The sequence below is a fragment of the Halobaculum sp. MBLA0143 genome, assembly GCF_041361465.1.
Lineage (GTDB): Archaea > Halobacteriota > Halobacteria > Halobacteriales > Haloferacaceae > JAHENP01.
Genome location: NZ_JBGKAC010000002.1, coordinates 214,859 through 229,663, shown reverse-complemented (window position 1 = coordinate 229,663; position 14,805 = coordinate 214,859). Strand labels below are relative to the sequence as shown.

General features: G+C 62.7%; 12 protein-coding genes. All 12 read left to right on the top strand.

The features are described from left to right. Positions 1 to 296 precede the first annotated feature (296 nt). Complete coding sequence (locus RYH79_RS16500; RefSeq protein WP_370901356.1) at positions 297 to 1,538, top strand: Cdc6/Cdc18 family protein; 1,242 nt, start codon at positions 297 to 299, stop codon at positions 1,536 to 1,538. Positions 1,539 to 2,282: 744 nt separating this feature from the next. Continuing rightward, the gene (locus RYH79_RS16495) at positions 2,283 to 2,492 is read left to right on the top strand and encodes a hypothetical protein (protein ID WP_370901354.1); all 210 of its coding nucleotides are present in this window, start codon (positions 2,283 to 2,285) and stop codon (positions 2,490 to 2,492) included. 583 nt (positions 2,493 to 3,075) lie between these two features. Beyond that, entirely contained in the window at positions 3,076 to 4,332 is a 1,257-nt protein-coding gene (locus RYH79_RS16490; RefSeq protein WP_370901352.1) for a CapA family protein, read from the top strand. Between the two features lie 232 nt (positions 4,333 to 4,564). Beyond that, positions 4,565 to 4,699, top strand: coding sequence for a hypothetical protein (locus tag RYH79_RS16485; protein ID WP_370901350.1), 135 nt, complete (start codon positions 4,565 to 4,567; stop codon positions 4,697 to 4,699). Positions 4,700 to 4,930: 231 nt separating this feature from the next. After that, entirely contained in the window at positions 4,931 to 6,880 is a 1,950-nt protein-coding gene (gene lanM, locus RYH79_RS16480) for a type 2 lanthipeptide synthetase LanM (RefSeq protein WP_370901348.1), read from the top strand. Between the two features lie 6 nt (positions 6,881 to 6,886). Then, positions 6,887 to 8,158 carry a lanthionine synthetase LanC family protein gene (locus tag RYH79_RS16475; RefSeq protein ID WP_370901346.1) on the top strand — a complete coding sequence of 424 codons (1,272 nt, stop codon included), beginning with the start codon at positions 6,887 to 6,889 and terminating at the stop codon, positions 8,156 to 8,158. Continuing rightward, a complete protein-coding gene (locus RYH79_RS16470; protein WP_370901344.1) occupies positions 8,155 to 9,465 on the top strand; it encodes a DUF6895 family protein in 1,311 nt (436 codons plus the stop codon). Before RYH79_RS16475 ends, RYH79_RS16470 begins: the two co-directional genes overlap by 4 nt. A 91-nt stretch (positions 9,466 to 9,556) precedes the next feature. Next, positions 9,557 to 10,165, top strand: coding sequence for a sporulation protein (locus RYH79_RS16465; RefSeq protein ID WP_370901342.1), 609 nt, complete (start codon positions 9,557 to 9,559; stop codon positions 10,163 to 10,165). Continuing rightward, a complete protein-coding gene (locus RYH79_RS16460; RefSeq protein ID WP_370901340.1) occupies positions 10,155 to 11,237 on the top strand; it encodes an ABC transporter ATP-binding protein in 1,083 nt (360 codons plus the stop codon). Before RYH79_RS16465 ends, RYH79_RS16460 begins: the two co-directional genes overlap by 11 nt. Before the next feature lie 34 nt (positions 11,238 to 11,271). Further along, positions 11,272 to 12,015: a heme exporter protein CcmB gene (locus RYH79_RS16455; protein ID WP_370901338.1), complete on the top strand. Its 744-nt coding sequence runs from the start codon at positions 11,272 to 11,274 to the stop codon at positions 12,013 to 12,015. A gap of 249 nt (positions 12,016 to 12,264) precedes the next feature. Then, entirely contained in the window at positions 12,265 to 13,137 is an 873-nt protein-coding gene (locus RYH79_RS16450) for an ATP-binding cassette domain-containing protein (protein ID WP_370901336.1), read from the top strand. After that, positions 13,124 to 14,788 carry a hypothetical protein gene (locus RYH79_RS16445; RefSeq protein ID WP_370901334.1) on the top strand — a complete coding sequence of 555 codons (1,665 nt, stop codon included), beginning with the start codon at positions 13,124 to 13,126 and terminating at the stop codon, positions 14,786 to 14,788. The genes RYH79_RS16450 and RYH79_RS16445 overlap by 14 nt, the downstream gene beginning before the upstream one ends. The last annotated feature ends 17 nt before the right edge of the window (positions 14,789 to 14,805 follow it).

Genomic DNA, 14,805 nt, shown 5'->3' with positions numbered 1-14,805 from the left:
GAACCTCGACAACGTGAACCCAAGTGGTCCGTCTCACAGGTGGCGATGAGTCCCGACTGCTGCAGTGTTCGCCGGCACCCGATCCCGAGAACAGATGAAACGGTGGGGTGTTCGTTCGGAGTGTTCGCCCGCCAGCTCGGCGAGGCAGACGCTCGACCGGAAGACAGACTGGACGACCGCCGTCCCCAGGAACAGATGAAACAGTGGGGTGTGTGATACGGTACAGATGAAACACATGAAACAGATGAAAGCGTGGTTGCTGTGGTATTAAGTGAGTTCCCTTCGCGTGTCGACGCATGGAGCCTCTGACCCCGGGCGACGGCATCTTTCACGACGAGGACGCCCTCCGCGACCACTTTCCCGAGCGGATTCTCGAACGGGACGAGAAACTGGCCGAGTACCAGAACAAGTTCAAGGAGGTAGTCAGGAACAAGCGCCCGCGGAACGTGTTCGTCTACGGCCCGACCGGGGTGGGCAAGACGATCGGCACGAAGGCAGTCCTCCAGAACATCGAGGAGAGTATCGAGGCGTTCGGCTACGAGGACTCTCGGTTCGTCGAGCCGAGTCTCCGAACAGTCCACCTGGAGTGTAAGGATCTCAACACCTCGTACCAGGTCGCAGCCCACCTGTTGAATCTCCTCCGGGTGGAGAGTGACGGCGACCAGATCAGCACGACGGGCTACCCAGAAGGCGAGATCTATCGGATGCTGTTCGACGAGCTCCGACGCGTCCCCGAGACGCACGTTCTCATCGCTCTCGACGAGATCGATAATATCGGCGACAACGACAACATCCTGTACAAGCTCCCCCGGTGTAACAACGACAACAGTGCGACGTACGTCGACCCAGTGGAGACGAAGGTCGGGGTCATCGGGATCACCAACGACGGGACGTTCCGCGACTCGCTGGACCCGCGGGCCAAGTCGACGCTCTGCGACCAGGAGGTCCACTTCCCGCCGTACGACGCCAACGAACTCAAGACTATCCTCCAGGACCGGGCGGAGGTCGCGTTCCACGACGGCGTCTTGTCCAACGACGCCGTCCCGCTGACGGCTGCCCTGGCTGCCCAGCGCTCGGGGTACGCCCGAACGGCGCTCAACCTGCTGTACGAGGCCGCCGACAAGGCCCGCTCGGAGGGTGACGGGGTCGTTGAGGCCGAACACGTCCACGCGGCAGAAGAACGGATTCAGCAGGGGGCAATCGTCGAGGAGGTCCAGGGGCTCTCGATGCACGGGAAGCTGATCGCCTACGCGATGCTCAGGCTCGAAGAGGGAGAAGAGCTCCCAGCGAAGATCGACGAGGCGTACGCATGGTACGAGCAGTACGCCTCCGAGGTGGATGTCGATCCGGTCACCTCACGAACGGTTCACAACACGCTCAACGACCTGATGGTGAACGGAATCGTCAATTCGACGGAAGTCAATAGGGGCCGGAGTGGTGGCCGTCACTACGAGTACGAACTTGGCTGTCCGTCCGATGTCCTCCTGAACGGGCTCAGAGGCGACTCGCCAGTGGGATCGCTTGACGAACGACTCTGACGACGACCCGCCCGACGCGAACTGACCCGATTCGACTTGACGTGACCTAACGCTCTCTGACCCGGTCTGGGCCGAACAGACGAAACGGTGGGGTGGGAGGGTAGTGACTGTGGCATACCCTCCGACGACGAACACCGAACGAGGAACACATGAAACAGTGGGGTGAGGGTTGACCGCATCGCCGACGAACGAGCTACAGTCTCCCATCGACGGAACACATGAAACAGTGGGGTGAGGGTTGACCGCATCGCCGACGAACGAGCTACAGTCTCCCATCGACGGAACACATGAAACAGTGGGGTGGGAGTCGACCGGATCGCCGACGGACGAGCTACAGTCCCCGAGAGGTAGAACACATGAAACAGTGGGGTGGGGGTCACCACCTCTCACCGCTCGTCTCTCGTCTCCCTCGACACACCCCTGTCCCGACGGTAGCCGTCCGGACTCGTCGTCGTCCGTTGCTCGCCCACCGCGTTCAACTCCTACCGTCCGCACAGCTCGGCACTTTTCCGCACCGTACGCTCCGTCCAGGTACAACCACGGTCGCTTGGAGCCTCCGAGCGGGGTTCGTCTCGAACGATGTCGTCCGCCGAGACCACGAGGTCGACGAGCTCCCTCGCGTGCTCCAGCCGACCACGAACGCCGAGACCCGCCGAACTCGCGCTCGTCACCGATCTCTCCACGGGCGAGGCTACGAACGGCCGACGCCTCGGCGGGCTCGGGCCGCTCGATGCGCCGCCGGCGGTGGCGACCCCGACGTCGTACCGGAACGCGACGCTCGTCGGCCTACGGACGGTCGAGTCGTCGACCGGGCCGTTCAGCGACGACAGACAGCAGGTGCTCGTCGGGCTGAACGCCGCGCCAGGTGTCGACCACACACTCCGACGGCGGTGGCGCTTCCCCAACGCTGGCGGTGCGTTCGACCACTGGAACGGTACGGCGTATCGCCGCTGACGGTCGCCGACGGCACGGTGTTCGCCGGTGGGTCGTGGCGGCACTCGGACGGCACCCACCGGGCGGGCATCGTCGGGACGGCTCACGCGGTCGGCATCGGACTCGTCGGCGTTCGAATTGACGATTTGGACGGTGAGTGAGCCAGTAGGTCGGCCCATACTCTGCACCGGGATAGACGAGAGACCCTGCGGTCCGCCGACCGGTGGCCCATCACTGTGAAGCCACCACTGGGGACGAGACTACACCTGTGGGCGTTGGCACAGCCGAGTTCCGGACGACGAGACTGGCTGGAGACACTGAACGCCGGTGACGCGGGACAGGCGGGAGTCAGGTGTTCGAACGGAGCGAACGTAGTTTCCTCACGTCGTCGCCGCCTGCGACAGGAGGACATCCCGAGACACCAGCTGAAGAGCGGAGCCTCGCCGGAGTAGGTGTCTGAAAAGCACCCTCCGGACGCTGAAGTGGTGTCGACCACCGCTATTTCACGAGTACCGAAAGTATAAGTTGTGAGATTATCAACGCTGTGATCGTGGAGCACAAGTCGAAGAATCCGGTTGATTCGCAGTTCAGCAACGGGTAACGTATGACACGAGATATCGTTCTCACCGGAGACACCGTTCTCACGAAGCAGTTTTGTAGTAGCTCTCGGCTCAACCTGAGACAGTTGGGCGACACTCTCTCCACAGGAGACGTGACAGTGACACATCTCGAGTCGGTGCCCGAAGGAGAGGCAAACGAGTCGTACCCGGCACATCGGTCGCTCGGAGGAATCCACACCGCACCCGACGATATCGGTCGCCGTCTCGCCGATGTCGGAATCGACGTAGCGACACTCGCCGGGGAGCACGTCCTGGATCACACCTACTCGGGGCTGTTCGCGGCGTGGCGGTCACTCGACGCCGCCGACGTGGCGCACGCGGGCACCGGGTGGGACTTGGCCGACGCACGTTCCCCGACGACAGTCGAGACGAGCGACGGTGACGTGGCGGTGATTTCGGCGGCAGCGACGTTTCACGAACACGCGATCGCCGGTAAGACACGCGGGGGCACACGCCGGCCGGGGGTGTGCCCCCTGCGGCACAGAACGATCGTGGACGACGACCACTGGGAGCAGGTCAAACGAGAGGTCCAGCGCGACGGCTATCACGGGGTCGTTCGGAACGGTGACGAGCTGTTGGTGAACAGGCCCGGAACGAGCCTCCCGGTCGAACAGTACGTCCACGACCCACGGCGGGCGACGGACGGGTGGACGACAGAGACGCTCCCGGCCGACAGACGCGAACTGCGGGAACGTGTCACACGGGCAGCCACCGACGCTGAGACCGTCGTCGTGTACGTTCACTCTCACGAGTACGCACACGGGGGGCCGTTCGACGAACCCCCGGCGTTCGTCCGGTCGTTCGTCGAGACGGTCGCCCGTGCGGGCGCAGACATCGTCGTCGTCCAGGGTTCACAAGCGTTGCGTGGGGTTGACCGCGTCGAGGATGCAGTCGTGTTCTACGGGCTGGGCCGACTCGTCCGCACCAGACCGGGGCGTCCACGACTGCGACAAGAAGAGAGTCTCCTCGGGAGTGGCGACGATCTGTCACCGCTCGACGAGGGGTTCGCAGTCGCCCGCAACCGCAACACTGCAATCATTCCGACCTGTAGCGTCGGGGACGACGGAGTGGAGTCGACGATGCTCGATGTCGTAAAGCGGGACGATGAAGGGGCTCCACGGCTCGCAGCTGACGAGAAGAGACGAGAGACGCTTCGAACAGTTGACGACCGATCCTCTCGGTTCGAGACAAGTCTCTGTGTCGAACTAGATAACGGGAAGGTAGTGTCGACGGACGAGTGAGGGCGCGCTGCCGTCTAGGAGCCGCGACCAGCACCCAGCTTTGTGGTTGAACGCAGAGTGATGTGTGGCAAGTGACACTCCCGGCACGAGTTTTTATTTCTTTTTATATTCTATAAAAATATTACTCACTAAGGTAATAGGCGGGAGATTCATGTTGATATAGTATAGAAAAGGTTTAATCCCTCTCTGTTGTTGGTGAGGATGCGGTGCGGAACGGTAGGTGACACCACACATGTCAGCAACTAGCGCGGACGAACTGGTCGAGGAACTGGACGAAAAGCACACGCTGTCTGCAGAAGACGACATCCCGGAGATGGAGGCAGCCGAGTCCTGCGTCTCGCTCAGCTGTTGGAGCAACACTTACTGAGTAGACGCTAGCTGTATTACATTATTTTGTACGACTAAAAAAGTAAATCCGCAAGCACCGGTAGATAGAGTCGGTACCAGTGTCGTGCGGACCAGTTGCCGCGGTGAGAGCAGGAACGTAGTGAACAGACGCCGACGGAGCCCGGTCGGATACGGGTTCAAAGCATTGCGCAAAAGACTTATTAGTTTTCTACTTGACCTAGTGTAGGACAGGAGTAATGAGACAGAGAACATGAATCCGGACTACCACAAAATAGCGGCACGCGGGGAGTCGCTGACAGAGCGTGTCCGGCACGAACACCGTGAGAGGCGAGCGGAACACACAGAAGAGACACGAGAACTGCTGAGTGAGTTCGGAGAGATAATCACTACCGGCTACTGGAACGGGGAGCGGATCGACCGGGCACGAGCAGCCCGTTACGTCGCCTTCGAACGGTGGCCAGCACCGGAGTCGTTGCCGGAGTGGGTCACACTTCTGGACGACCTGCTGTCGGGGCTCGATCCAACCGACAGCTCGGTTCCAGATCACCTGTCGGATGTTCCGTTCGGGCCCGTCCTCTCGCAGTACGTCGAGACGGCGTGGGAGCGGTTCGACCGGGCGGCCCCGACGGAACTGTGGACGGACGACGCCATCGATGACTGTCAGCGGGTGTTGGCCACTCGACTCGCCGAGGTGCTCGCGCGGGCACACCACGTCGATTTCGTCCGGTACGTCGCACAACGGGACACCGCAGTTGTCCGTGAGGGACGGCTGTCGGCCGACTCGACCGAGTGGTACGACCAGTACATCACAGCAGTGCTCGAGAGCCGCGCCGCAGACTTCTTCGAGGAGTACGCCGTCGGTGCTCGCCTGCTTGTCGAGACGATCGACCAGTGGCACGACAGTTTCAAATCGTTCGCCGAGCGGTTCGCGTCGGACGACGACGCTCTCGAATCGTTGTTGCGGACTGACCCACAGCGGGTGACGGGACTCACAGCCGCCGGCGACCGTCACGACGAGAACGACTGTGTCCTGCTCGTCGAGTTCGACGAGGAGACGGAGGCGGTGTACAAGCCACGGGGGCTGGAGACGGAACAGACGGTCCACGACCTCACTGCCGACCTGGCTGCGGCAGACGTATCCGTTCCGGAACTCCCCGTCCCGTCGTTGCTCGACCGTGGTGACTACGGCTGGGTCGAGGTTGTGACACAGGAGTCACACGACACTGTCGACTCCGTCGCTAGCTACTACAGACGGGCCGGTGCGCTGTTGGCGGTCGCGTACGTCCTCTATCTGACCGACTGTCACTGTGAGAACGTGATCGCAACGGCCGACGGCCCCGTTGTCGTCGACCTCGAAACGATTTTTGAAATGGACAACCGACCGGCAACGGGAGCCGAGACGGACGTTCAGCAGGCGGCTCGCACGACGGTCTTCAACAGCTCCGTTCTCGGGACAAATCTACTTCCACAGGGATCGCTCCCGAGAAGCGTGTCGGGGTACGCTGGGATCGAGGGCCGAGAGACGAGCGCTGAGATGTTGGACTGGAAGAATCTCGGCACCGACGGGATCGATGTCGACTACACGACAGTCAAGGCGGAGCGCGACGACAACTTCCCGACGTACGACGGGCGTCCCATCCCACCGAAGCAGTTCCAGTCAGAGATTGTAGATGGGTTCGAGCAGACGTACGACGCCATCGACGAAACCGCAGACAGCCTCGCGCCGCCGCTCGCAGATCGGTTCGAAGAGATCGAGACTCGGCTCCTCCTCCGGACGACGAGAGCCTACGAGTCGGTCCGACGTGCGGCGCACTCTCCGACGAATCTCAGACACGGTGTCCGGTACGACGCGGAGATCCGCCGTACACTGAGTCTCCGGCGCGACCGGCCTGTGTTGGAACAACAGACATCGATGACCGAACTGGACGATCGCCGTTGGGATCGAATCGTCGCTGCCGAACACGAGGCACTTCACCGCGGCGACGTACCGCGATTCACGACCACTGGCGACGACCCAGGACTCTACTTCGACGGCCGACAGATTGTCGAACACCTCACCGAACGGACGGGCGTCCAACGGGTTCGGGAGCGACTGGAGCAGTTGGGGCCGATGGACCGACGCCGTCAACGCGGACTGATCTGCGCGGCGTTGTCGAGTCCGAGGGTCGTCCCCCGCATCCACCCAGACGGGAAGGTATAACACAAAATGACAGAACACACCATCGACGGACCACGAGACCGACCGACGACGACCCTCTCGGACGACCGACTCCGCTCGGCCGCAGAGGCGATCGCCAGACAGCTCCCCGAGCCAGCGATAGGGTACCCCGACGAGATCGTCCAGACTGTGGGCTACATCGAGGGTGAAAACGGCGTCCACCCGGCGGCCAAGCCCGGCGTGTTCTGTGGCCGACTCGGCGTTGCCGTCTACTTCGCCGCGCTCGCGGCGGTAACGGAGACTGACTCCTACACTGACTCCGCACGCGCGTGGGCGGACCGGTGTCTCCAGACGGACCCGGAGACCGTCTGTGCCCGCCCAGATATCGGCGTCGGGAGCGGTGTCGGGTCGACAGTGTACGGCCTGACGTTGTTGGCCGGACTCACCGGTGAGCCGGTGTACGCCGACCGGGCCAGTGAGGTCGTCCAGGCGATTGACCGGGAGACCGTCGCCGACGACCGACAGTACGACGTTCTGTTGGGAGCCGCTGGGACCGTCCACGGACTGCTGGCGTACTACGAGGCCAGCGGCGACGACACGGCGCTGGAGACAGCACACGCCTGTGGGAAACACCTCCTATCGGAGCGGTTCGAGAAGTGGAACGGCTACAGCGTCTGGGACACGAGCCGGGTCGACGGAGTCGGGAGTGCCGCAGTGGGTGCAGCCCACGGAGTTGGCGGCATCGCTCACGCCCTCTACCGCCTCGGTGCCCACACTGAAGACGAGCGGTACATCAAGATCGCAGAGGAGGCGGTCGCGTTCGAGAACACGTTCTACAGTCCACACGAGCGAAATTGGAAGGCAAACTTCGGCGGTGTGCGTGACTACACCGACTGGTGGTGTAGCGGGAAGACCGGCGTCGGTGCCACCCGCCTCGGAAGCCTCTCGGTACACGGTAGCGACACCCTCCGTCGAGACGCGCGCCGGGTCGCCGAGGCGCTCGATAGTGGGCTCCTGGCTCACGACTCGTTGTGTCACGGAAACGCCGGCGTGTTGGACCTCTTGGTGGGGCTGGCGTCTCACGACGAGACCGCAGATCTCGTGTCGATGGAGCGGCCACGCGGGCTCGCACACGTGGTTCTCGAACGTCGATCGGAGACCGGACAGTACAGCATCACACACGGCGGGATCACCGGACTGTCGAACCCCGTGTTGTTCCTCGGGACGACCGGGGTGGGGTACGGGTTCCTCAGGCTGTTGGAGCCGTCACTCCCGTCGCTCGTCCAGTTCGAGTCGACAACCGTGGGTGGGTGGCCGTGACGAGTGTCGATCCCGTCTCCTGCGGAGAGGTCGTCGAGACTGCACGGCGGCTCGTCGTCGGGACCGACTGCTGGCTCGGCGAGAACGCCGCCCGGTTCGACCCCCTTGTCGGGCAGTCGAGACGCAGAGAGGTGCGTCAGAAGGCGTTCTGTGAGCTTGCAATGTATCTGGACAGCTCGTTCGCTCACGGAGACGACGGCCCGGCAGCCTGTCGGCAGCTTCTCACCGAGCGGGCGACGACACCGGACTACTACAGACAGTTCCTGCGACACCCACGTCAGTTCCCACATCTGGCGTACCCCTTGGCGGCGCTGTCTCGACAGGACGACCTTCCGGCGCGTGTCGAACGGTTGTTCGAGCGGACGGCAACACTCTCGGCCGCGAGACAGCCCGGTCGCCCGGTATCGAGACAGTTGGACTACTGGCACACCTGTCTGGTGTACGGTATTCGGCCGGACGATTTCGACCCGCAAGCCTTGCTCGAACACGGCTACACCAGCTGTCGGATCAACGCCGTCGACGCGGACATCGGAGCTGCCTACGGGATAACACACGAACTGTTGTTCTACCACAACCTCGGGAACGACCGAGCGGAGTTTCCGGACGAACCGTTGTCGTACGAGGCTCCGGACACGATTCTGGGGCTCCTGTTTCGGTTTCTCGCGGAGGATCACGTCGACGCCGTCGTGGAGTTGTTGTTCGTCGGTGTGCTCCAACGTCAGGTACCACCCGGACTGGTCCGGTACGTGCTCGGCTGGCTGGCGGACCGGGTCGGCGGCGACGGGGCACTGCGTTTTCCCACAGACGACCCACTGGAACTGCGGACGTACACCGGCGTCAACCCAGAGCTGTGGGAAGACAACGAGGTGGGCTGGCGGTGTCACTACCACCCGACGATCGTGTTCGGGATGTTGTGTCGGACAGTCGCGCGAGACTGGCACCAGATTCGTCGAGAGTCACCGGCCCGAAACATCACACACGACGCTGTCGACGACCAACTCGACACGCTCGGCACGGCGCTGTCGGCACTGGCCGACTACAGTCTCGAACGCGGTTCGGAGGCGTTGGCCGAACTCGCAGACACACCGATTGTGTCGGTGTACGACGACGTCGTCGACCACGGCGTCGAGTTCCTCCAACGACAGTTGTACGGGCAGTTTCCTGGGTCCTGGGTCGACGAGCGCGGTCAGTTCACCGATGGAGACCGAACCCGTGAGGCGTTTCGCCGAGAAATCCTCGATCCGTTGGACGACCGTATCGAGACCACGCTCGAAGCCGTCCGCTCGGACGAGTCCGACGGCGAGTGAGACGTGATCTCGTTCGGAAGGGGATCACTGTGTCGGCACAGAAGAGTTTCTACCGGCCGATCTTTGTATCTGGAGCTCACAAGCACCTTACATGAACAGAGAGATGTCGCTCGGAAGGGTTGTGGACGGAGACTCGAAGTTGACCGTCTGGCTCGACCGGCGTCGAGCTGAGACGGGGGACACAGCCACAGTCGTGGTCGATTTCGTCGGTCGAAACGTTGTCTGGGAGGTGGAGTCGATCAGTGTTAGTCTGTCTGTCCACTACTTCGGTGTGGACGAAGAGACAGAGACAGCCGAGCTATCGCACGTCGAGGTAGTCGGCACAGAGACATGCTCGCCGGAGCTACGGACGACGCGGACCGCAGATCTTCCCGTCCCGGCTTGGAGTCCGTACACTGTAGGTGGTGTCGGAGTAGCCGTAGAGTCGGAGATACGCACACGAGACGAGACGGTGACGGAACGGAGACACCTCAGCGTCTCTTCTGAGGAGATCGAAGCGGCGTTCGAGACGGTGGTCGAACGCGGGTTCATCCCCCGTGGGTCACGTCTGGTCGCCGTTTCCGACGACGAGACCCCGCCGTACGAACAACAGTTCCCCCTTACGAGCCCAGGAAGCAGGCCGACGGCCGCTCCAGATGAACGACTTGTGTGTCGTCCGACACCGGACGGTGTCGACGTGACACCGCCCGGTGAGTCTTAGTACCTCCTGCAGCCCAGCCAACCAACAAAAACTTTTTAAATATTTGGTTAGGAGTATCTTTGTGAGCAGAACTGAAACCGCTGTGGATGAACCAATAGTATCGGTTCGGGGTCTCAAGAAGGAGTACGGTGACAGTGAAGATTCAGTCATCGCTGTGGACGATGTCTCCTTCGAGATAGACCGCAGTTCGATCACGGGGCTACTTGGCCACAACGGCGCGGGGAAGACGACCGTTATCAAGTCGATGCTCGGCCTCGTTCGTCCGACAGACGGGAAGGTTCAGATCGACGGGTTCAGCGTCGACGACAACCCGAAGCGCACGTTCGCGCGCGTCTCCGCTGTCCTCGAAGGCGCTCGGACGACGTACTGGCGACTCACCGTTCGGGAGAACGTCCGTTTCTTCAGCCGGCTGGCCGGACACGACCCGGCAGAGCACCGGGAGAGACACGAGGAGTTGTACGAAGCGTTCGGTCTCGAGGACAAATTGAATACGACGGTTAACGAGCTGTCACGGGGGATGAAACAGAAAGCGGGGATCGTGACCGCACTCGCACGTCGACCCGACGTGCTGTTTTTGGACGAACCGACACTGGGCTTGGACGTCGAGAGTTCTCTGGAGCTACGCCGGCAGCTAACGACGCTCGTCGGTGAGGGGGGACTGACAGTGATCGTGTCGAGTCATGACATGGAGGTGATCGAAGAAATCTGTAACCGCGTCATCGTCATGTCGGACGGAGAGGTGATCGCGGACGAGTCCGTCGACGAACTGATGGAACTGTTCGACAGACAGAACGTCGCTCTCTCGTTGAGCAGCGCCGACGAGGCGACGCTGTCCCGGATCAGAGACGAGTTCGACGTCGTCGGCGATTCGAAGCGCGACGGACACGACAGGATCGAAGTCTCGATCGAAGACACGGAACAGTTGCACAGTCTACTCGGCCGTCTGGTGGAGGCAGGCGTCTCCGTCACGAACATCGAGACGACGGAAGTAGACTTCAGTGAGGTGTATCTGGAGATCACGGACGGCGACGAGTGGAACAGAGCGACCATCTCTGGCAAGAACGATGCGTGAGGAGGTTCGGACCCGTGGACGACTGTTTCGAGGCGTGATCGGTAAGAAGGCCCTGTTGATGTACAGGTACCCCATCAACACGCTGGCGTCCATCGTGACGATCTACGTGTTCTTCCTGCTGACGCTGTTCGGTGGGCGCGCCATCGGCGGCGGTGCGTTCGACGACTCGCTGGCGTCGATCGTCGTCGGATTCTTCTTGGTCACTGCGTCCATCTCTGCGTACAACAGTCTCGCAAACGCCTTCGCTGCCGAGGCGTCTTGGGGGACGCTCGAACAGCTGTACATGTGTCGGAGCGGATTCGGTCTCGTGGCGGTGTTCACCGCCGTCGCGGAGGTGCTCGTCGCCGTGTTGACCGCCTTCTCGTTACTGGTGGCGATGCTGCTGACGACGGACATCCAACTCCAGTTCAATCTACTCAGTATCCTGATGACGCTCGTGTTGTCTGTCAGCTCCGTCATCGGCGTCGGCTTCGCGTTCGGTGGTGCGGCGGTCGTCTACAAGCGCATCGGGAACGTGTTCAACATCATCCAGTTCGGGTTCGTCGGGCTGATCGCAGCGCCCGTCGAGGCGTACCCCGCGCTCAAGCTCCTGCCGCTGACACAGGGGAGTTACCTCCTCCGGCGGATCATGACCGAGGATGCGCACCTGTGGACGTTCGCCGGGAGTGAGGTGGCAATCCTGGCTGCGACGGGGATCGGGTACGCCGTTCTGGGGTACGTCGTGATGCTCCGGTTCGTCCAGACCGCCCGCGGCCGGGGTGTGATGGGTCACTACTGACCGTAGCAAACGGAAGCCCACCCATTCAGGGAGCCGTCCGTGTCGACCGTCGGTCTGGTGCACTCGGGACCGAGTTCTACGAGGCGACCGGCCGAGCCACGGAACTGTGCTCTGTCGCCAGGAGCGTACCCCAAACTGATCGCTGGCGGCTACCGGCGGTGCCGACGAGCACGAACGACGCCTCGGTTCGTCGCTCGAATTGTGTTCTTCCCGTCACATTTATTACAAAGGTTCGCAAATAAGTCGGTCATGAGACTCGGTATTAAAAACGTCGGGAAGAAGTACGAGTCGGAGACGTGGGGTGTGCGCGACGTTACACTCGAACTAGACGCCGGCGTTCACGGACTGCTGGGTTCGAACGGAGCCGGCAAGAGCACACTCATGCGGATGCTGACGACCGTCTCAGAGCCGACAGAGGGGACCATCCACTGGGACGGAACGGAGATAACAGAGTCACCAGAGACCATCCGGTCGGCCCTGGGATATCTACCACAGGACTTCGACACGTACTCTAGTCTCCAGCTCCAAGAGTACATGGAGTACGTTAGCGCGCTTCGCGGACTCGATTCCGAGACGGCGAGTGCTCGAACGGACGAACTACTCCGTCTGGTCGGACTGGCCGATGTCCGCGACCGTCGACTCGACACTTTCTCCGGCGGGATGCACCAACGGGTCGGCATCGCACAGGCGCTTCTCGGCGACCCGGATCTACTAGTCGTCGACGAGCCGACCGTCGGGCTCGATCCAGAAGAACGCGTCCGGATGCGGAACGCGCTCGCCGACACGCCCGGCGACCGTGTCGTGATCTTCTCGACACACGTCATCGGTGACATCGAGGCCACTGCCGACACAGTCGCCGTTCTCGACGACGGTGAACTGATCACACATGCCGAGACCGAGGCGCTGATCGACCGTGTCGAGGGGCGGGTGTACACGTGCACCGTGTCGGGAGACACTGCCGACAGCCTCCGTGAGGAGTACCCAGTCTGCAACACGGTCAGGCGAGCAGAGGGGTTCGAACTCCGGTTGATCGCCGACGAGCCTCCGACCCCCGACTCCGAGCCGGTGGCGGCGACGTTGGAAGATGCGTATCTCAACACGGTAGACCATGCTGCGGCGTGAGGCACGCCGTGTCTACCACGTCGCGCGAACGGATCTGCTCGCGCGACTCCGCTCCAGAAAGCTCCTCGCGTTTCTGGCGGTCGTCGTCTACTTCGGCTATCTGATCAACGTCGGCACCTTCGGACTGTTCTACTCTGTCGAAGACAGTCTGGTGAGCGGAGCGCTGACCGCCCCGATGACCGGGCTCAACGCCGGTGTCGCCGGGTCGATGGTGACCTTGTTCGGTGGGTTCTACCTGATGCGTGGGACGATCGCCCGAGACGAACACCAGGGTCACGGTCCCCTTCTCGCCACCAGCAACGCCCGGACTCCGGTGTACCTTCTGGGGAAGCTGGGGAGCAACACAGTGATTGGGCTGTTGACCGCGGCTGTGCTGGCAGCCGCAGCCGTTGCGAACCACGCGGTCCACGGAGTCGGCTCGACAGACCCCGTCGCCATCGCCTGGCCCGTGTTCGTCATGGTCGTTCCGCTGGCGGTTCTCGTCGGCGGGGTGGCGATTCTGTTCGAGACGATCGACCTACTCGTCGGGACACTCGGCCGCGTCGTCTACCTCGTGTCGATGGTCTTCGTCGTCGGCGGGCTGTTCGCGCCGTCCGGAACGGCGACACCCGCAGCGGTCCAGACGGGAGCCAGGTCGTTCGACCTTCTGGGCCGGGTGTTGGCCCACGAGTTGACGTTCGACGCCGTTCGGTCTGGCTACCCGGCGTTCGACCGTGGGTTCGTGAGCTTCGGCACCGGTGGGACGCTCGAACAGACGTTCCGCTACGAGGGTGGTCGTTGGCCGGCGTGGTTCTTCCTCCAGCGACTCGGGTGTGCGTCAGTCGGGGTCGTCCTCACAGTCGCTGCGAGTGTGCCTTTCACTCGGTTCCGCGAGACGACACCGGGACCGGTGGCGAGACGCGTCCCGTCGGTGTCCGTTCGCTCAATCCTGCCCACGCTCCCGTCACTCCGAGGCGACGGCGGCGGGTCGGTGAGCCCACCGGATAGCCGTCCACGGATCGACGAACTGTCGCTCACGCCGGTTGAAGGGAAGCAGTCCGGTGGGTTCGGCCGTCTGCTGGCCGTCGAACTCCGCCGGCTCCTCCGTGGACACCCGTGGTGGTGGTATCTCGGTGCCGTGGCGCTCGCGGGGGTGCCGGTGTGGCTCGCAGCCACAGGAACCGACAGTGGCGGCCAGGCGGTGTTGTTGCTGGCAGCGGTGTGGCCGATCTTCGTCTGGTCTCGGATCGGAGCAGAGACCGCCCGCGCCGGGATCATCGAACAGATCCGTGCGTCGCAGTACCCCGTCGGACAACTGTTCGCCGAGTGGGCGGCCGGTTGTCTGATCGGGCTGGCTGTCACCGGGGGCGCGTTCGTGCTGTCGGTCGCTGGTGCCGGCCCAGAGGTGGCTGTCGGACTGCTGGGGACGGTACTGTTTCCACCCTCACTCGCACTCGTGGCCGGGCTGTGGACGGGCTCACAACGGCTGTTCGAGGCGTCGTATCTCGGCGTCTGGTACCTCGGGCCGCTGAACGGTGCGTTCTTCGCCGATTTCGCGGGCATCACTGCGGAGAGTGTCGCAGCGTTCGTCCCGGCCGTGTACGCCGCGGTCGGCTTCCTCGCTGTCCTCACTGTCGCTCACCGCCGAGCGTACGACGGGCTCGTGGGGTGACCACACGACGGTGACGG